This window comes from Janthinobacterium sp. CG_23.4 (genome assembly GCF_029892305.1).
Lineage (GTDB): Bacteria > Pseudomonadota > Gammaproteobacteria > Burkholderiales > Burkholderiaceae_D > Janthinobacterium > Janthinobacterium lividum_D.
Window position 1 is genome coordinate 1,496,614 of the sequence record NZ_JARXUX010000001.1, and the last position, 17,253, is coordinate 1,513,866.

General features: G+C 61.4%; 13 protein-coding genes. 8 read left to right on the forward strand and 5 right to left on the reverse strand.

The features are described 5' to 3' along the window. Positions 1-41: 41 nt before the first annotated feature. Positions 42-689, reverse strand: coding sequence for a 3'-5' exonuclease (locus tag H4V96_RS06765; protein ID WP_010396528.1), 648 nt, complete (start codon positions 687-689; stop codon positions 42-44). Between the two features lie 9 nt (positions 690-698). Beyond that, a complete protein-coding gene (locus H4V96_RS06770; RefSeq protein ID WP_142303323.1) occupies positions 699-1,199 on the reverse strand; it encodes a ProQ/FINO family protein in 501 nt (166 codons plus the stop codon). A 570-nt stretch (positions 1,200-1,769) separates the two neighbouring features. Between H4V96_RS06770 and rpoD the strand changes: the two genes are divergently transcribed. Next, on the forward strand, positions 1,770-4,319 hold the full coding sequence (rpoD, locus tag H4V96_RS06775) for an RNA polymerase sigma factor RpoD (RefSeq protein ID WP_010396532.1): 2,550 nt from the start codon (positions 1,770-1,772) through the stop codon (positions 4,317-4,319). A gap of 132 nt (positions 4,320-4,451) precedes the next feature. Here rpoD and H4V96_RS06780 read toward each other — a convergent pair whose 3' ends face one another. Together H4V96_RS06780 and ppc are read right to left on the reverse strand one after the other, a co-directional pair. Further along, positions 4,452-5,591: an HAF repeat-containing protein gene (locus H4V96_RS06780; protein ID WP_196856442.1), complete on the reverse strand. Its 1,140-nt coding sequence runs from the start codon at positions 5,589-5,591 to the stop codon at positions 4,452-4,454. Between the two features lie 244 nt (positions 5,592-5,835). Continuing rightward, positions 5,836-8,685 (reverse strand): phosphoenolpyruvate carboxylase, encoded by a 2,850-nt coding sequence (ppc, locus tag H4V96_RS06785; protein ID WP_196856441.1) that lies wholly within the window; start codon positions 8,683-8,685, stop codon positions 5,836-5,838. 233 nt (positions 8,686-8,918) lie between these two features. Here ppc and hemC point away from each other — a divergent pair, with 233 nt between their 5' ends. The 5 genes from hemC (at position 8,919) to ppa (ending at position 13,869) form a co-directional block, all read left to right on the forward strand. Next, on the forward strand, positions 8,919-9,950 hold the full coding sequence (gene hemC / locus H4V96_RS06790) for a hydroxymethylbilane synthase (protein WP_196856440.1): 1,032 nt from the start codon (positions 8,919-8,921) through the stop codon (positions 9,948-9,950). Next, entirely contained in the window at positions 9,943-10,725 is a 783-nt protein-coding gene (locus H4V96_RS06795; RefSeq protein WP_070346515.1) for a uroporphyrinogen-III synthase, read from the forward strand. The genes hemC and H4V96_RS06795 overlap by 8 nt, the downstream gene beginning before the upstream one ends. Next, on the forward strand, positions 10,722-11,897 hold the full coding sequence (locus H4V96_RS06800) for a uroporphyrinogen-III C-methyltransferase (protein ID WP_280720811.1): 1,176 nt from the start codon (positions 10,722-10,724) through the stop codon (positions 11,895-11,897). Before H4V96_RS06795 ends, H4V96_RS06800 begins: the two co-directional genes overlap by 4 nt. 4 nt (positions 11,898-11,901) lie before the next feature. After that, a complete protein-coding gene (locus tag H4V96_RS06805; protein WP_080570602.1) occupies positions 11,902-13,098 on the forward strand; it encodes a heme biosynthesis protein HemY in 1,197 nt (398 codons plus the stop codon). Positions 13,099-13,326: 228 nt separating this feature from the next. Then, positions 13,327-13,869, forward strand: a complete 543-nt coding sequence (gene ppa / locus H4V96_RS06810) for an inorganic diphosphatase (protein WP_010396547.1) — start codon at positions 13,327-13,329, stop codon at positions 13,867-13,869. An 86-nt stretch (positions 13,870-13,955) separates the two neighbouring features. On the opposite strand, the gene H4V96_RS06815 is transcribed toward ppa, so the two are convergent. After that, positions 13,956-15,089 carry a GNAT family N-acetyltransferase gene (locus H4V96_RS06815; protein ID WP_196856479.1) on the reverse strand — a complete coding sequence of 378 codons (1,134 nt, stop codon included), beginning with the start codon at positions 15,087-15,089 and terminating at the stop codon, positions 13,956-13,958. Between the two features lie 102 nt (positions 15,090-15,191). Here H4V96_RS06815 and H4V96_RS06820 point away from each other — a divergent pair, with 102 nt between their 5' ends. Next, entirely contained in the window at positions 15,192-16,808 is a 1,617-nt protein-coding gene (locus tag H4V96_RS06820) for an NAD+ synthase (protein WP_010396552.1), read from the forward strand. 41 nt (positions 16,809-16,849) lie between these two features. Beyond that, positions 16,850-17,188: a P-II family nitrogen regulator gene (locus H4V96_RS06825; RefSeq protein WP_196856438.1), complete on the forward strand. Its 339-nt coding sequence runs from the start codon at positions 16,850-16,852 to the stop codon at positions 17,186-17,188. Positions 17,189-17,253: the final 65 nt, after the last annotated feature.

Genomic DNA, 17,253 nt, shown 5'->3' on the forward strand with positions numbered 1-17,253 from the left:
GGGTCATTGGCGGCAGGGGGTGCCGCCATGCGTGCACCAGCTCAGACGGGGGCGGGCGGTGTGGCCGGCGGCGTGCTGGCGCGGGGGGCTTTTTGCGCCGTTACTTTACCGCCGTCGGCGATCCAGCGGCGATACACGCGCAGGGCCACTTGCGCATCGTCGGCTGCGTACAGGATCTGTTTTTCCGTCAGGCGCGAGGTGGCCCAGTTGGTGGTGGAGATCTTTTTTGATTTCTGCAGGTGCAGGCCAAAGAACTTGGCCACGGCAGTCTTCGCGCCCAGGTCGTTGCGCTGGCCGCCGCGCAGGGCGACGGACAGGTCGAGCACCTGGGCCGGCGCGATACCGAGCTTGTTGCGCAGGCGCTTGACGTCGTCGGACAAGCCAAAGCCCACCTTGATGGTGGTGGTCGATTCGAGGATGGCTTTCAGTTCGGCCAAGGCCAAGGCCGGTGCACTGCCTACCTGGAACAGGTAAGCGATGTCGTCGGTGGCCAACTGGATCAGGTGCGGCCCCGTGGAGGACTCGCCCTTCACAAAGGTCGGCTTCGATTCCGTATCGAAGCCGATGGCGTCCGCTGCCAGCAGGGCTGCCATGGCGGCCCTGGCGTCATCACTGGTGCGTACCAGTTTGACGTGCTCGATTGCAATGCCTTGATATGGGGGCAGAGGCGGTGCGACAGCTGTGTCCATGAAACCGGATCAACCTTTGCGCGAGAATTTTGCGGTCAGCTGACTCAGTTTTTCCAGGCGCAAACGGTTCGCTTCTTCGGCAGCGGCGGCGTCGCGTTCGGCCTTTTTGCGATCGGCTTCCTTCTTGAAGCGTTGCTGCAACACTTGCGTGGCGTGGTCGCGGTGCGTCTGTGTCACTTCTGCGCCGGCTGTACCGTCGAGGTCATAGCGAATCTTGGCTTTTTCCATCATGCGCAAATAGCGCAGCGAACCCGTGTGGATGCCCAGCGCCGTGCGCATCAGCTTGCGGTCCAGGTCCGGCAGGCGTGCCAGGATCTGCTTGTCGATTCCGATCGATAATGGCAGGCAATCGCGGAACGGCGGGAATTGCTCTTGGAACTGCTTGAGCAGGGCGCGCGCTGTCAGGCCGGTAGGGGCCGGCGTGGCCGCTGCCGCTGGAGCCGCCGCTGGGGCTGCATCGACTGGCGTGTCTGGAGTGGTGGCTTGCTGGTCTGGCGTGGAGCTGGTCATCGACATCATTGGTTGGGCTATAAAAGGCGAGCATAGCACGCGCCACAGGCAAGTGCATTGTCTTTTTTGGCAACTTGTGCAGAGATAAGCTAGTCCGCACGACAGTGCACGCAGCGCGAATGGCGAGAAATGTGTATAATGTCCGCTTGCGCTGATGACTAGGCCCCGTATTTCACGGTCTGGCTCAGGTGTGCAGGGGATAAGAGCAGTGCGGTGCAGGGCCACTATTATTGATATTTTTGATACCAGATATTTTGCTTATCAATTATCCAGATAACTGGCCTTCGTGCATAATCTTGCTCTCCGCTGTGTCTTCACTGAACAACAATAGATTCAAGCCCGTTCTGGTACGGGCTTTTTTTCATTCCGCAATGTACATCGCTTATTTATCTGACCCGGCTTCGGCCCCGCCGCCGCTGTGTGCGCGGGCTTTGAACGTCCCGATAGACAGGCGCCGCTGCCCTTGACGGCAGCGGCAACAATACGCTCCATCGAGTCCGGTTTCGCAGGCTTAGGTGGAATCATTCACTTCGCGCCGACACCATCTGGTCTCGCATTAAGAGATATCTCATGAAGAATACGCCAAAAACTTTAACGTTGTCCGCCAAGGCGCCACGCCCAGCTGCGGCACCACTTGCCGTACCCAAAACGACTTTATCTTACTTCATCGATAATGCGCAAGCGAATCCGGAAGCCACCGTCACGACGGCGCCCACCGTCGTCACCGTGGTAAAGAAAAGCCGTTCGCGTCTCGCTGCCGTGCCGCCGGCCGAGTCGGCTGTGGAAGCAGCCATTGCCGCACCTGCCGCCGAAGCCGTTGCCGAGGTAGTCGATGCTGCGCCGGCCAAGACTCCGAGCGTGAAGATCGCTCCCGGCGCCAAGGCGCCGGTTGCGCCACGCAAGATCAGCGAAAGCGCCGCCACGAATAAAGTGGTGACGGCTGCCCGTTCGAAAGTCGTGCGCGCCAAGCCTGAAGTGGCGCCCGTGACCATTATCACCGGCGCGCAAGTGGTCAGCAAGACCACGGACGCCGATGCCCTGGCCGCCATCGACACCTCGAATTACTTCTTGCCGAGCGTCAAGGTGCCGGGTCGACGTGGCCGCAAACCGAGCGAATTCACGCCAGAAAACGATGAAGTGGCAGCGCTTAACGCCGTTGAGCGCGCCGAACTGAAGGCGGTATCGAAAGCGCGCGACCGCAAAGCCAAAGGCGGCCTGGCCGATGCACTGGGCGATCCGGAAGCCTCGGCAGCGGACCTGGAACGCCGTCGCAAGCAGATCACGGGCTTGATCAACATGGGCAAGGAGCGCGGCTTCCTTACCTATGCCGAGATCAATGACCAATTGCCGGAAAATATCATCGATCCGGAAGCGATCGAAGGCATCATCGCTACCTTTAACGACATGGGCATCGCCGTCTACGAGCGCGCCCCTGACGCGGAAAGCTTGTTGCTGACCGACAACGTCGCCACCGTCACCAGCGATGATGAAGTCGAAGCCGCTGCCGCTACCGCCTTGTCGACGGTCGACTCCGACTTTGGCCGCACCACCGACCCTGTGCGCATGTACATGCGTGAAATGGGCGCCGTGGCGCTGCTGACGCGCGAAGGCGAGATCGAGATCGCCAAGCGCATCGAAGGCGGTCTGAAGGACATGATCCAGGCAATTTCCGCCTGCCCGACCACCATCGGCGAAATCGTTGCTCTGTCGCAAAAAATCGCGCGCGACGAGATCAAGGTCGATGAAGTGGTCGACGGTTTTGTCGACTTGAACGAAAGTAATGCCCCGGCGCCTGCCGCTGCCGCTGCGCCGGTCGTCGCCAGCGGTGACGACGAGGAAGAGGAAGAAGAAGCCGAGGAAGAAGACGGCGACGCGAATGGCGGCGCAGCCGGTTTCTCCAGCGAGCAATTGGCCCAGCTGAAAAAGAATGCGTTGGAGAAGTTCAACGTCATTTCGACGCAGTACGAAAAGATGCGCAAGGCGCCCGAGGGTTACAACTCGAAAGCCTACACGAAGGCGCAGGAAGCCATTTCGCAGGAATTGCTGGGCATCCGCTTTACGGCCAAGGTCGTGGAAAAGCTGTGCGACACCCTGCGCGGCCAGATGGAAGAAGTGCGCCACATCGAGCGCGCCGTGCTGGAACTGTGCGTGAACAAATGCGGCATGCCGCGCGCCCACTTCATCAAGGTGTTCCCGGGCAATGAATGTGACCTGGAATGGGTAGACCGCGAAGTCGATTGCAAGTATCCGTACAGCGCCATCCTCAGCCGCAACGTGCCCGCCGTCAAGGAACTGCAAAAGAAGATGATCGACCTGCAAGCGCGCGTGGCCCTGCCGCTGGCTGACTTGCGCAAGATCAACAAGCAGATGGCTGCCGGCGAAAAACGTGCGCGTCACGCGAAGCGCGAAATGACGGTCGCCAACTTGCGCCTGGTTATTTCGATCGCCAAGAAATACATCAACCGCGGCTTGCAATTCCTCGATCTTATCCAGGAAGGCAACATCGGCTTGCTGAAGGCGGTCGATAAATTCGAATACCGTCGCGGCTACAAGTTCTCGACTTACGCCACCTGGTGGATACGCCAGGCCATCACGCGTTCGATCGCCGACATGGCGCGTACCATTCGCGTGCCGGTGCACATGATCGAAACGATCAACAAGATGAACCGCATCTCGCGCCAGATCATGCAGGAAACGGGCAGCGAGCCTGACCTGGCGACGCTGGCCGTCAAGATGGAAATGCCGGAAAACAAGGTGCGCGAAATCATGAAGATCGCGAAAGAGCCGATTTCCATGGAAACGCCGATGGGCGAAGATGGCGATTCGCAACTGGGCGACTTCATCGAAGACAACACCACCCTGGCACCGCTGGACGCCGCACTGCACGCGTCGATGCGCAATGTCATCAAGGAAGTGCTCGATTCCTTGACGCCACGCGAAGCGAAAGTGCTGCGCATGCGTTACGGCGTGGAAATGTCGAACGACCATACCCTGGAAGAAGTGGGCAAGCAGTTCGACGTGACGCGTGAGCGCATCCGCCAGATTGAAGCGAAAGCCATGAGCAAGCTGCGCCAGCCTTCGCGCTCGGACAAGCTGAAAACCTTCCTGACGCAAAACTAGAGACACCCGCCAGAACCTACTGCGCGTCCTCACTTGCGCCCGCTACGCTACTGTCAGGTGTCGCGATAGGTATTGAGTACATTTAAAAAGAGGCGCAAGCCTCTTTTTTTTTCGTCCATCCGTAGCGTTGGCTTACATGAGACGCGTGCGCGCGCCCGGCAGGCCCATGCGATAGTTGCGTTGCAATTTGTATAGCAGGACGCCGCTGGCCGAGATCACGATGGTGATCACCAGCCAGTCCAATGGATTACTGCGCTGCGGTGCGGGGGCCGCTTGTGATGGCACGGCGAAGGCCTGGAATTTATGCCCCGTGTAAATGGCGCCCACCACCAGGCCGGCGTCCGTGATCTTGTTGGTCAGGTACAGGCCATCGTCGCGGCGGCGCACCGTCATCACACCTTCCTTGTAGACAAAGGTCATCGGTTCAAAGCCCTTGATGTGGGCGCTGCCGACGATGTGTCCGGCAGCGTTGACTGCCGTGGCGTAGCTGTCGCCCTGGCCGATCAGGGCGCCCAGGTCGAGCATGCGCTTGCCATCCCAGGCGAATGCGTGCCAGCGGCGCTTGTCCGTTTCCGAGGCGCCCACGATCAGGCCCGCATCATTGATGGCGGTGGCCGAGCTGATGCGTCCGCCGGGCAGTGTGCCTATTTCCTGCATGCCCGCGCCGGGGCGGTAGGCGAAGGCACGGCGGTAGCCATCGCCGCGCTGCGCCGTGCCCACCACCACGCCATGTATATTTACGCCGCTGGCATAGCTGCTGGCGCCGCCCAGGGTGCCCAGGTCTTGCAGGCTGAGGTCGGCTTTCGTGATAAAGGCGTGGAAATCGCCGTCGCTGGTATCGGCATAGCCGGCCACCTGGCCGTCGCGCGTGATGGCGGTGGCGTAACTGCTGGTGCCGCCCAGGGTGCCCAGGTCGCGCATGCCGCCCGCTTCTTCAAAGCGGAATGCATGCCAGGCGCCAGTGGCTGTCTGCGCCGAGCCCACCACCACGCCATGCGTATTAATCGCCTTGGTGAAACCTTCATTGCCGCCCAGGGTGCCCAGTTCGCGGATACGGCCATGCTGATACGTCACGGCGCGGCGTCGTCCTTCTGCTTCCATGACGATGCCCGCTACCAGGCCGGCCGGGTTCAGGTCGGATGCGATACTGCCATTGCCATCTTTTTCACCAAAGCCGCGTTCGGCATAGTTGGTGGCACTGGCAGCGGTGACGGCGGCCAGCAGGAGCAGGCCGAGCAGGGTGGCGGGAAGGCATGAGAACCGTGGCGGCATGATAGGCTCTTCAAAGAAAAAACTTACTATACTTTTTTATGCCGTAAATGCATACTTAATTTACTACCTTTTTTGATAATTTTTGTGACGTGCTATCGCTATGCCGATGCGGATGCCATTGTCGCTGATGCGCAGGACGAGGCGCGAGTCGGCCTCCCTGGTCGCTGCGGTGTGCATGGGGCCTGCCCGTGGCCCGTGGCTCTCTCGGTGCCGGCCCCTGTCTGCCGATGGCAGCCTGATGCGATCAGCCGGTATTGCGCAGACCTGCCGCCACGCCATTGATCGATAGCTGGATGCCGCGGTGTACCCTTTCGTCGATTTTGCTTTCTGCCGACAGGGCGCGGTTGCGCTTGATCAATTCCACCTGCAAGTGGTTCAGCGGATCGAGGTAGGCGTAGCGGTTCTGGATCGAGCGCGCCAGCAGCGGGTTGCCCGCCAGGCGCTCCGTGTTGCCGGTGATCAGCTCCAGGCAGCGCAAGGTGGTGCCATGCTCATCTGTGATGCGCTTGTAGATGCGTTCGCGCAAGTCCTGGTCTGCCACCAGTTCCGCATAGCGCGAGGCAATCGCCAGGTCCGTCTTGGCCAGTACCATGTCCATATTCGACAACAGGGTGGCAAAGAATGGCCATGCGGCGTACATGGCGCGCAGGGTGGCGATCTTCTCATCTTTCGCGGCGCCCGCAGCGTCGTTAATCCACGCTTCGATGGCGCTGCCAAAGCCAAACCAGCCTGGCAGCAGCAAGCGGCACTGGCCCCAGGAAAAGCCCCAAGGAATGGCGCGCAAGTCTTCGATGCGCTGGTTGGCCTTGCGTGAGGCGGGGCGCGAACCGAGGTTCAGTTCGGCGATTTCCGCAATCGGTGTGGCCGAAAAGAAATACTCGGTAAATCCCGGCGTTTCATACACGAGGTGGCGGTAAGCGTGATACGCCAGTTTCGACAGGTCCGCCATCACGGCCTCGAACTGCGCCAGTTGGCTGGCGTGGGCGTCACTGGCTGCTTGCGGCGCCAGGCTCGCTTCCAGGGTGGCGGCCACCAGCAATTCCAGGTTGCGCCGGCCGATTTCGGCATTGGAAAACTTCGAGGCGATGATTTCGCCTTGTTCCGTCAGGCGGATCTGGCCGTTGACGGTGCCCGGCGGCTGGGCCAGGATGGCTTCATAGCTGGGTCCGCCGCCTCGGCCCACCGTACCGCCACGACCATGGAACAGGCGCAGCTTGACGCCGGCCTTCTGGAAGTCGGTCACCAGCGCCAGTTCGGCCTTGTACAGTTCCCAGTTCGAGGTGAGAAAACCGCCATCCTTGTTCGAATCGGAATAGCCGAGCATGACTTCCTGCAACTGTCCCTGTTTGGCGATCAGTTGTTTAAGCAAAGGCAAGGCCATGACTTGGCTCATGATGCCGGCCGCGCGCTGCAGATCGGGTATGGTTTCGAACAGGGGGATGACCATCAGCTCGCAGCTGCTGTCGCCGTCGCCTCCCGCCTTCCAGTCGCTGCGCAGCAAGCCTGTTTCTTTTTGCAGCAGCAGCACTTCCAGCAAGTCGGACACGGTTTCCGTGTGCGAAATGATGTAGTTGCGGATCGCGCGCGCGCCATAGCGCTGGCGGATATCGCGCGCCGTGCGCAAAATCGCCAGTTCGCAATCCGTTTCCGCGCTGTAGGCGATATACGGCGAGTACAGCAGGCGCGGCTGCGCCAGTTCATTCAGTAGCAGGGCCTGCTTATCTTCCTCGGGCAGGGCCGTGTAGTCGGCGCTTACGCCACTTTTCGCGAACAGGTCGGCCAGCACGCGTTCGTGCACGTCGGAAGTCTGGCGCATATCCAGCGAGGCCAGGTGGAAACCGAAGATGTCGGCCGCGCGCGCCAGAGTGGCCAGGCGCGGGCGCACGAGCGCTGCGCCATGGTGCGATTCGAGCGAGGCGACGATGGTGCGCAAGTCGGTCACAAACGCGGCGGCGTCGCGATACGCTGCGGCCGGCCCCACTTCCTTGCGCAAAATATTGGTGGCACCCAGGGCGCGGGCGGTGGCGGCCAGGCGCGCATAGATGCCGATCAGGGCGCGGCGGTAGGGTTCGTCGCTGCGGTGCGGCGAGGCGTCCGGCGACTGCTCGGCCAGCGCCTGCAGTTCCTCGCTGACGCCCACCATCAGGGTCGAGACGGACAATTCCGCACCCAGCGTGTGCACCTCGTCGAGGTAAAAGTCGAGGATGGTGGTGGCGTGGCGTGTCAGCGCATGCTGCATGGTGCCCGCATTCACGTTCGGGTTGCCGTCGCGGTCGCCGCCGATCCAGCTACCCATCTGCACGTAGGCGGCGTTGATGGGCTCGATGGTGCCGTCGCCGTTCGGGTATTGGGCGGCGATATCTTCCTCGATATCGTCGTACAGGCCCGGCAGTTCGCGCAAAAAGGTGATGCGGTAATAGGACAGCGCGTTTTCGATCTCGTCGGCGACCGTCAGCTTCGAATAGCGCAGCATGCGCGTTTGCCACAGGGTGGAGACGCGCGCGCGCAGCAGCTGCATATTGGCTTGCCGTTCTTTCGGCGTCAGCTGCCGGTCGCGCTCTGCCAGCAGACGCGCGATGTCGTGCTCGGCGTCGAGTATGCTCTTGCGCTGCACTTCCGTCGGGTGGGCCGTCAGCACGGGAGCGATCAGCGCTTCCTGAAAGAAAGTGTCGACGGTCTGGCGTGACACGCCGGCGGCGCGCAGTTTTTTCAGCGCGAAGCTGACGCTGCCCTTTTGCGCTGGCGAGCCGGCCAGCAGGTGGGCGCGCCGACGGCGGATATGGTGTTGATCTTCGGCAATGTTGGCCAGGTGCGAAAAATAGGAAAAAGCGCGCACCACGGAAATGGTCTGTTCGCGGCTCAGTTCCTTGAGCATGGCGTCGAGTTCGAGCGCGGCGCCCGCGTCCGCTTCGCGGCGGAAGCGCACGGACGTCTGGCGTATGGTTTCCACCACATCGAAGACGGCGTCGCCTTCCTGTTCGCGCAGTACGTCTCCCAGCAGGCGACCGAGCAGGCGGATGTCTTCTTTCAGTGGCGCGTCCTTGTCGGAGCCGGCCGCTGGAACTATTTCTGGTGCTACTGCGTCATTGAGCATGATAAAGAACCAAAGTAAGTGTAAAAGCAAGGAAATGTGGATCGCACCGGGCGTTTGGCCGCAGGGGGGAGGGGGCGCATGATAAAATTTGTGGTCTTCAACATGGACGCCAGCCTAGCTTGGCCTTCTAGGCAAAGGGATAACGATTATAGCCACGCCGGGCGCCACCCGATACACATTGATCGCGGACGCGCGCACAGGCAACGCCAATCGCAATGACAATCGCAACGACAATGACAGCGAAAGAACTTGTTTTGAAAGCATCCGAATTGACCCCGAACGAATTGCCCCCGAGCATACCCGCGCGCCTGGTGATCGCCACGCGCGAGAGCCGTCTTGCCATGTGGCAAGCTGAACACGTGCGCGCGCGCCTGGCCGCCCTGTACCCACAGTGTAGCGTTGAAATTCTCGGCATGACCACACGCGGCGACCAGATTCTCGACCGCGCCCTGTCGAAGGTGGGCGGCAAGGGCTTGTTCGTCAAGGAGCTGGAAGTGGCGATGGAAGAAGGCCGCGCCGACTTGGCTGTGCATTCGCTGAAGGACGTGCCGATGACGTTGCCAGAAGGCTATAGCCTGGCCGCCATCCTCGAGCGCGAAGATCCGCGCGACGCGTTTGTCTCCAACGATTACGTCAGCCTGGCCGAGCTGCCGCATGGCGCCGTGGTCGGTACCAGCAGCCTGCGGCGCCAGTCGCTGATCGCCGCGCGCTATCCGCACCTGACGATTTTGCCCCTGCGCGGCAATCTCGATACGCGTTTGGGCAAGCTCGACCGTGGCGACTATGCCGCCATCATCTTGGCCGCTGCCGGCCTGAAACGCCTGGGCCTGGCCGCGCGCATCCGCGCCGTGCTGGCGCCGGAAGACAGCCTGCCGGCCGCCGGCCAGGGCGCCATGGCGATCGAAATTCGCAGCGGGCGCAGCGACGGCGCCGACCTGGTGCGCCTGCTGGCGCCGCTGAACCACACGGAGACGGAGCAAGCTGTCACGGCCGAGCGCAAGGTGTCGAAGATTTTCGGCGGCAGCTGCCAGATTCCGTTGGCCGCGTTTGCCACCGTCGAAGGCGAACAGATGCGTTTGCGCGCCATGGTCGCCACACCGGACGGCGCGCGCATGGCCAGCGCCGATGTCAGTGGTCCGGCCAGTGCGCCGCAATTGCTGGGTGAACAGGTGGCTGAACTGCTGCGCGAGCAGGATGCCGCCGGCATCCTCGCCTCGTGTATCGTTACGCCTGACGAGCATGAAGGCCTGGCGCCGCATGCCTGACACCGTGGTCATCACGCGGCCGGCAGCGCAAGCGGCGCCATTGGCCGCCAAAATTGCGGCGCTAGGCTGGCCCGTGACCGTGCTGCCACTGCTGGAAATCCACGCGCTTGACGGCGCAGAGGAAGGCGCGCAGCTGCAAGCGGTGCTGGCGCGACTGACCGAGTTCGACCTGGTGGCGTTCGTCTCGCCGAACGCCATCGACTGCGTCTTTGCGCACTTGAGCGTCTGGCCGTCCGGCGTGCCGCTGGCCGTGGTGGGCGAGGGCAGCCGCCTGGCCTTGGCCGCGCATGGCGTCACGGCTGCGAATGCCAGCATTAGCAGCCCGCTGGACCCGTCGCGCAGCGATTCCGAACATCTGTTGCTGGCGCTGGACTTGCCGGCCCTGCGCGGCAAGCGCGTGCTGATCGTGCGCGGCGATGGCGGACGCGATTACCTGGCCGACGGCTTGCGCGCCGCCGGCGCCGACGTCGCGTTCCTGACGGCCTACCGTCGCCAGGTGCCAACGCTGACGCCAGCCTTGCGGGCCACCCTGGAAAGCCTGTTGCAGCATGATAATGACTGGATCATCACCAGCTCGGAAGCGCTGCGCGGTTTGCTGGCGCTGCTCGAAGAATTGGATGATAAAAAGACGGCTGTTGTGAAAATGCAACAGCAGCATCTGATCGTGCCGCACGCGCGCATTGCACAAACGGCGGCGGCCCTGGGTTTTGTCCGTGTTACCTTGACAGGATCAGGCGACGCAGGAGTGCTCGCCGCGTTACAATCACGACCATGAACGAAATGCCTACACTCTCCGAACCGAATGCAACGCCTGGCAGCGCCGTGAAGACGGCGCCGCAGGCGGCCGACCAATCCGCTGGCCGCGCGCCCAGCTTGCTTGAGCAGCTGCAAAAGCCCATGAGCATCGCCGTCATCGTGCTGGCGGTACTGCTGGCGGCACACAGCTGGTCGACCAGCAAGCAAATCCGCAATTTGCGCGAAGAAGTTGCCAAGCGCCTGCAAAAAGGCGATGTCAGCAACGCTGAAACAGGCGTGCTGGCGCGCAACGTGCAAGAAGGCACGAAAGAGCTGCAAATCAAGGTGGGCGCGCTGGAAAACCGCCAGAGCGAAACACAAAGCCAGCAGCTGGCGCTGGAACAACTGTATAACGACTTGTCGAAGAACCGCGACGAGTGGGCATTGACGGAAATCGAGCAAGTGTTGTCGACCGCCAGCCAGCAGCTGCAACTGGCCGGCAACGTGCCCGGTGCGCTGATTGCCCTGCAAAATGCGGATCGCAGCCTGTCGCGTTCCGACAAGCCGCAATTCATCACCATCCGCCGCGCCATCGGGCGCGACATGGAAAAACTCAAGGCCCTGCCCAGCGTCGATTCGACGGGCGTGGCACTGCGCCTCGATGCCGTGATCGCCCAGATCGACGCGCTGCCGATGCTGTCCGACGAGACGCCGGCCTTGGCCGCGCCGGAAAAGCCGGGCAAGGCCAAGGCCGAGGCCAAGGCCGAGGCCAAGCCCAAGGCCGTGCGCGATGCAAGCGGCAAGCTGGCAGGACCGCCGGCGCCCGAACCGCTGCTGCAAAAAGTGCGCGACGGCTGGGATACCTGGAGCGGCGACATGTGGACTGATGTGCGGCAATTGATACGCATCCGCCGCGTCGATACGCCGGAAGCGCTGATGCTGTCGCCGACGCAAGCGTATTTCTTGCGCGAAAACGTCAAGTTGCGCCTGCTCAATGCCCGCATGGCCTTGTTGTCGCGCAATGAAACCGCGTTCAGGAATGACTTGATCGCCGCCCAAGATGCGCTGGCCAAGTATTTCGACACCCGTGCCAAGAGCACGCAGACGGCACAATCCTTGCTGCGCCAGGTGCAGGGCAGCAACTTGGCCATCGACATGCCAACCTTGTCCGACAGTCTGACGGCTGTGCGCAACTACAAAGCGAAGTCCTGAGCCCATGCGTCTATTTCTCTGGTTACTCGCCCTGATGGCTACGGCGATCGGTATCGCCGTGACGGCCCGTTTCAACCCTGGCAATGTGGTGCTGTTCTACCCGCCATATCGCATCGATTTGTCGCTGAACTTCTTCCTGCTGTTGCAAGCACTGCTGTTCGTGCTGCTCTACCTGCTGGTGCGCGCCGTGCGCGCCACCGCGCGCATGCCAGCCCAAGTGGCGGCCTACCGCCAGCGCAAGCGTGAGCGTGATGGCAACAAGGGCTTGCGCGAAGCCTTGAAAGCCCTGTTCGAAGGGCGTTTCGGCCACGCCGAAAAGGCCGCCTTGCGCGCTGCCGAGCTGGAAGAAAACGCCGGCTTGGCCGCGCTGATCGGCGCGCGCGCTGCGCACCGCATGCGCCAGTCCGAACGCCGCGACAGCTGGCTGGCCCGCGTCGAAGCCGATGCCAGCTTGAAGACGGCGCGTTTGATGACGGTGACAGAATTGCTGGTCGACGACCATCAGCCCGAAGCGGCCCTGGCGGCCGTGCGTGAACTCAACGCCAGCGGCACGCGGCATATCCACGCGCTGCAATGGTCGCTGAAAGCCGAGCAGCAGGCCAAGAACTGGCCGGAAGTGCTGCGCCTCGTGCGTTCGCTCGACAAGCATCGCGCCTTGCATCCGGCTTTGTCGTCGCGCCTGCGCGAGTTGGCCTACGACCATTTGCTGTCCGACCCATCGCATGACGCCGAATCGTTGATGCGCGTGTGGTCCAGCGTGCCGAGTGTAGACCGCGTCAAGCCCTACATCGCCTGCCGCGCCGCCACGGCCCTGAATGTGCGCGGCCTGCACGACGAAGCGCGCCTCGTGTGCGAAGAATCGCTGGCCGCCGATTGGGATGCGCGTGTCGTGCGCGCCTACCGCTTAGCGGCGGCACCGGCCGGCACACCGGCCCTGCTGCTGCAGATCGAGCATTGCGAGCAATGGATGAAACAACGTCCGCTCGATGCGGAACTGGCGCTGACCCTGGGTGCCTTGTGCCTCAAACAAAAACTGTGGGGCAAGGCTCAGCGCCACCTGGAGCAGGCTTTGTCGGACGCGAACGAGCCGCAAATGGTGCGCGACGCGCACTTGAAGCTGGCGCAGATGCACGATGCCTTGCAGCAGACGGAACAGGCTGCTGCCCATTACCGGCAGTGCGCGCTGGCCACCATCCTGTAAGCCAGTTTGCAAGTCAGCTTGTAAGCTGTTTCTGCAGACCTGAAAAAGCCGTTCCGTGCACACTGAACGGCTTTTTATTGCGCACGCGGTGGCGCCTTGCGCGCCGTGCATGCCACTGTTGTTGGCTTGGGGCGCAAAATGTCGGCAGCGCTGCTGCTGCAGCGCACAAGCCGCCCTTACTTCGCTATAATTGCGCGGTTAAAACACAATCCGCTAATGAGGAACCCCATGAGTTTGAATAACGTCTCTTCCGGCCGCGACCTGCCAAACGATTTCAACGTCATCATCGAAATCCCGATGAATGCCGATCCGATCAAGTACGAAGTCGATAAGGAAAGCGGCGCGATTTTCGTCGATCGCTTCATGGGTACCGCCATGCATTACCCGTGCAACTACGGCTACGTGCCGAACACCCTGTCGCCGGACGGCGACCCGGTTGACGTGCTGGTCATCACCCCATTCCCGCTGATCCCAGGCGTGGTCGTGCGCTGCCGTCCTATCGGCGTGCTGAAAATGACCGACGAGTCGGGTGAAGACGCGAAAGTACTCGCCGTGCCAGTCGACAAGGTCCTGTCGATCTACAGCCACTGGCAAAAGCCGGAAGACTTGAATGAACTGCGCCTGCGCCAGATCCAGCATTTCTTTGAGCATTACAAAGACCTGGAAAAAGGCAAATGGGTCAAGATCGACGGCTGGTACGGTCCTGACGTGGCCAAGGAAGAAATCCTGAGCGGCGTCGCTGCGTTCAAGAAGGATGCTGAACAAGCCTAAGCAAGGCGGCGCCGGAGTCGTGTCTGACTCGCGCCTGAGGTTCACAGCGCTCCCCGTCTAGCATGGCCGGGAGCGTTTTTCTTTTTCTAGCTGCGAAACGGGCTGTGTTCGTTCAATTCATCGAGGTAGGCGTCGATGCCGCCGCGCTCGCGTTCGAGGAAGCGCTGCACGGCATCGGCAAAGGCAGGGTGCGCCAGCCAGTGGGCGGACCAAGTCTTTTGCGGCAAAAAGCCGCGCGCCATCTTGTGCTCGCCCTGGGCGCCACCCTCGAAGGTGGCGATGCCGTTGGCGATGCAAAACTCCAGCGGCTGGTAGTAGGCCGTCTCGAAATGCAAACACGGTACGTGCTCGAGCGCGCCCCAGTAGCGGCCATACAGGGTGTCAGCCGTGTGCAGCACCAGCGAGGCGGCAATGGCCCGGCCTTCGCGTTCGGCGATCACCAATAAAATGTTCTGCGCCATGCTGGCACCGATGCGACGGAAGAATTCCAGCGACAAATAAGGCGAGGAGCGGTGTTCGGCGTAGGTATTGCTGTAGCAGCGATGGAACAGGACCCAGTCGGCGTCAAGCGCGTCGACGCCGCGCACCTGGCGCATGGTCACGCCCGCTTCCTGCACCTTGCGCCGCTCGGCGCGGATATTCTTGCGTTTCTTGTGTTCCAGGGTAGCTAAGAATTGCTCGAAATCCGTGTAGCCCGGATTGAGCCAGTGAAACTGCACGCCACTACGCATCAGGTAGCCCGCTTGCGCCAGCTGGCGCGCCTCGCTTTCCGGCGGGAACAGGATATGGCAGGACGACACCGCACTGGCTTGCTGCTGGGTCTGCAAAAAGGCGAGCAGGGCGGCGCGCGCCTCGTCATCGCGGGCCAGCAAGCGTGCACCGCTGACGGGCGTGAAGGGGATCGCCGATAACAGTTTCGGGTAATATTCAAGACCATGCTGTTGATAAGCTTCAGCCCAGGCCCAATCGAACACGTATTCGCCATACGAGTGCATTTTCAGGTACAGGGGCAGGGCGGCGGCCAGGGTCTCGCCTTGCCACAGCGCCAAGTAATTCGGCTGCCAGCCGGTGTCGGCGCTGGCGCAGCCGGACTCGTGTAGCGCGTGCAAAAAGGCGTAGGAGAGAAAGGGACTGGCATCGGCCTGGCTGGCCAGCAGTTCAGACCAGGCCGCTTCGCCAATTTCAGCCAGGGTAGAGACGACAGCCGTGCGATAATTCATTGTTGTAGTTTGCATTGATCACTCTCGGGGCGCCATCACCGGCCTGTGCGCCCCTGTCTTGTTCTTGTTTAATTAAATTAATAAAACGAAATTTCCACCATCATGACAGTCAAAGTCGCAATTGCTCAAATGAATAGTACGGTCGGCGATCTGGCCGGTAACCGTGCCAAGATCTTCGACCTTTCCCGCCGCGCATTTGAGGCGGGCGCCGATATCGTGCTCACGCCGGAACTGTCGCTCGTTGGCTATCCGCCCGAGGACCTGTTGCTGCGTAATGCATTCTACGCAAAAACACAGGAAGCGTTTGCCGGACTGGCCGCCGACCTCGCCCAGTTCAAGGATTTGCACGTCGTGGTGGGCTTGCCCCTGCAAGACGCCAAGGGCGTGCGCCACAATGCTGCCTGCGTGCTGCTGAACGGCGAAGTGCTCGGCACCTACCGCAAGCACGACTTGCCGAACACGACTGTTTTCGATGAAAAACGCTATTTCACGTCGTCGGACCAGGCGTTTGTGTTTGGCGTGAAGGGCGTGCGTTTCGGCATCAATATCTGCGAAGACACATGGTTCGAGCATGCCCCGATGCGCGCCCGCTCGGCCGGCGCGCAAGTACTGCTGGTGCCGAATGGCTCGCCGTACCACATGAACAAGCAGCATCTGCGTTATGAAACCATGCGCAAGAATGTCAGTGCGCAAGGCATGGCCCTGGTCTACGCCAACCTGGTCGGTGGCCAGGATGAGCTCATTTTCGACGGCGATTCCTTTGTCATGGATGCGGCCGGTACCATTTGCGCCCAGCTGCGCCATTTCGAGGAAGACTTGCAACTGGTCCAATTCGACGGCGCCAAGCCCGTGCCGCAAGCGCTGGCCGCGCCGTTGAGCATTGAGGCGCAGGTGTACCAGGCCTTGGTGCTGGGCGTGCGCGACTATGTAGGCAAAAATGGCTTCCCGGGCGTGCTGATCGGCATGTCGGGCGGTGTTGATTCCGCCCTGACCCTGGCCATCGCCGTCGATGCGCTGGGCGCCGACAAGGTGCGCGCGGTGATGATGCCATCGCAATTTACGGCCGATATCTCGTGGATCGATTCGCGCGACATGGTAAAACGGCTCAATGTGCGCTACGATGAAATACCGATCCAGCCTACCTTCGATGCTTTCCGCGCCACCCTCGCTGGCGAGTTTGCGGGATTGGCGCAAGACGCGACGGAAGAAAACATCCAGGCGCGCATCCGCGGCACCTTGCTGATGGCGCTGTCGAACAAGCATGGCAGCATCGTGCTGACGACGGGCAACAAGAGCGAGATGGCAGTTGGCTATTGCACCCTGTATGGCGACATGGCGGGCGGCTTTGCCGTGCTCAAGGATATCGCCAAGACGCTGGTGTACCGCCTGTGTGCCTGGCGTAACAGCGTGTTGGACGTGATACCCGAACGCATCCTGACGCGCGGACCGTCCGCCGAGTTGCGCGCCGACCAGCTGGACCAGGATTCCTTGCCGCCATATGAGGTACTCGACGCCATCATGCAGCTGTACATGGAAGAAAACCGCCCGCTCGCCGACATTATCGACGCTGGCTACCCGCCAGCCGATGTGGCCCGGGTCACGCGACTGATCAAGATCAATGAATACAAGCGGCGCCAGTCGCCGGTGGGCATCCGCGTCACACACCGTGGCTTCGGTCGCGACTGGCGCTACCCGATTACTTCCAAGTTCTACGAATAAGCAGCCATCTGTCCACGATCCAACAATTTTTAGGAGTAGCCATGAAACAGATTACCGCCATCATCAAACCATTCAAGCTCGACGAAGTACGCGAGGCCCTGGCCGATGTCAACGTGACGGGCTTGACCGTGACGGAAGTGAAGGGTTTCGGCCGCCAGAAGGGGCATACCGAGCTGTACCGTGGCGCCGAGTACGTGGTTGATTTCTTGCCGAAAGTTAAAGTCGAAGTGGTGGTGGACGGCAGCATCTCGGAGCTGGTGGTCGACGCCATCATCAAGGCGGCCCGCACGGGCAAGATTGGCGACGGCAAGATTTTCGTGCGCGACGTGGAGCAGGTTATCCGCATCCGTACGGGCGAGACGGGTCCGGACGCGGTGTAAATCCAAGCCAACAATGTTGTCGGATGACGGCTCTTCGAGCCTATTCCGACCTACGTGTAGCAATG

What these genes read in the sequence shown, in the direction of transcription:
- H4V96_RS06765 (WP_010396528.1), bottom strand. Translation starts at nt 689, where the DNA reads ATGGACACAGCTGTCGCACCGCCTCTGCCCCCATATCAAGGCATTGCA.
- H4V96_RS06770 (WP_142303323.1), bottom strand. Translation starts at nt 1,199, where the DNA reads ATGACCAGCTCCACGCCAGACCAGCAAGCCACCACTCCAGACACGCCA.
- rpoD (WP_010396532.1), top strand. Translation starts at nt 1,770, where the DNA reads ATGAAGAATACGCCAAAAACTTTAACGTTGTCCGCCAAGGCGCCACGC.
- H4V96_RS06780 (WP_196856442.1), bottom strand. Translation starts at nt 5,591, where the DNA reads ATGCCGCCACGGTTCTCATGCCTTCCCGCCACCCTGCTCGGCCTGCTC.
- ppc (WP_196856441.1), bottom strand. Translation starts at nt 8,685, where the DNA reads ATGCTCAATGACGCAGTAGCACCAGAAATAGTTCCAGCGGCCGGCTCC.
- hemC (WP_196856440.1), top strand. Translation starts at nt 8,919, where the DNA reads ATGACAGCGAAAGAACTTGTTTTGAAAGCATCCGAATTGACCCCGAAC.
- H4V96_RS06795 (WP_070346515.1), top strand. Translation starts at nt 9,943, where the DNA reads ATGCCTGACACCGTGGTCATCACGCGGCCGGCAGCGCAAGCGGCGCCA.
- H4V96_RS06800 (WP_280720811.1), top strand. Translation starts at nt 10,722, where the DNA reads ATGAACGAAATGCCTACACTCTCCGAACCGAATGCAACGCCTGGCAGC.
- H4V96_RS06805 (WP_080570602.1), top strand. Translation starts at nt 11,902, where the DNA reads ATGCGTCTATTTCTCTGGTTACTCGCCCTGATGGCTACGGCGATCGGT.
- ppa (WP_010396547.1), top strand. Translation starts at nt 13,327, where the DNA reads ATGAGTTTGAATAACGTCTCTTCCGGCCGCGACCTGCCAAACGATTTC.
- H4V96_RS06815 (WP_196856479.1), bottom strand. Translation starts at nt 15,089, where the DNA reads ATGAATTATCGCACGGCTGTCGTCTCTACCCTGGCTGAAATTGGCGAA.
- H4V96_RS06820 (WP_010396552.1), top strand. Translation starts at nt 15,192, where the DNA reads ATGACAGTCAAAGTCGCAATTGCTCAAATGAATAGTACGGTCGGCGAT.
- H4V96_RS06825 (WP_196856438.1), top strand. Translation starts at nt 16,850, where the DNA reads ATGAAACAGATTACCGCCATCATCAAACCATTCAAGCTCGACGAAGTA.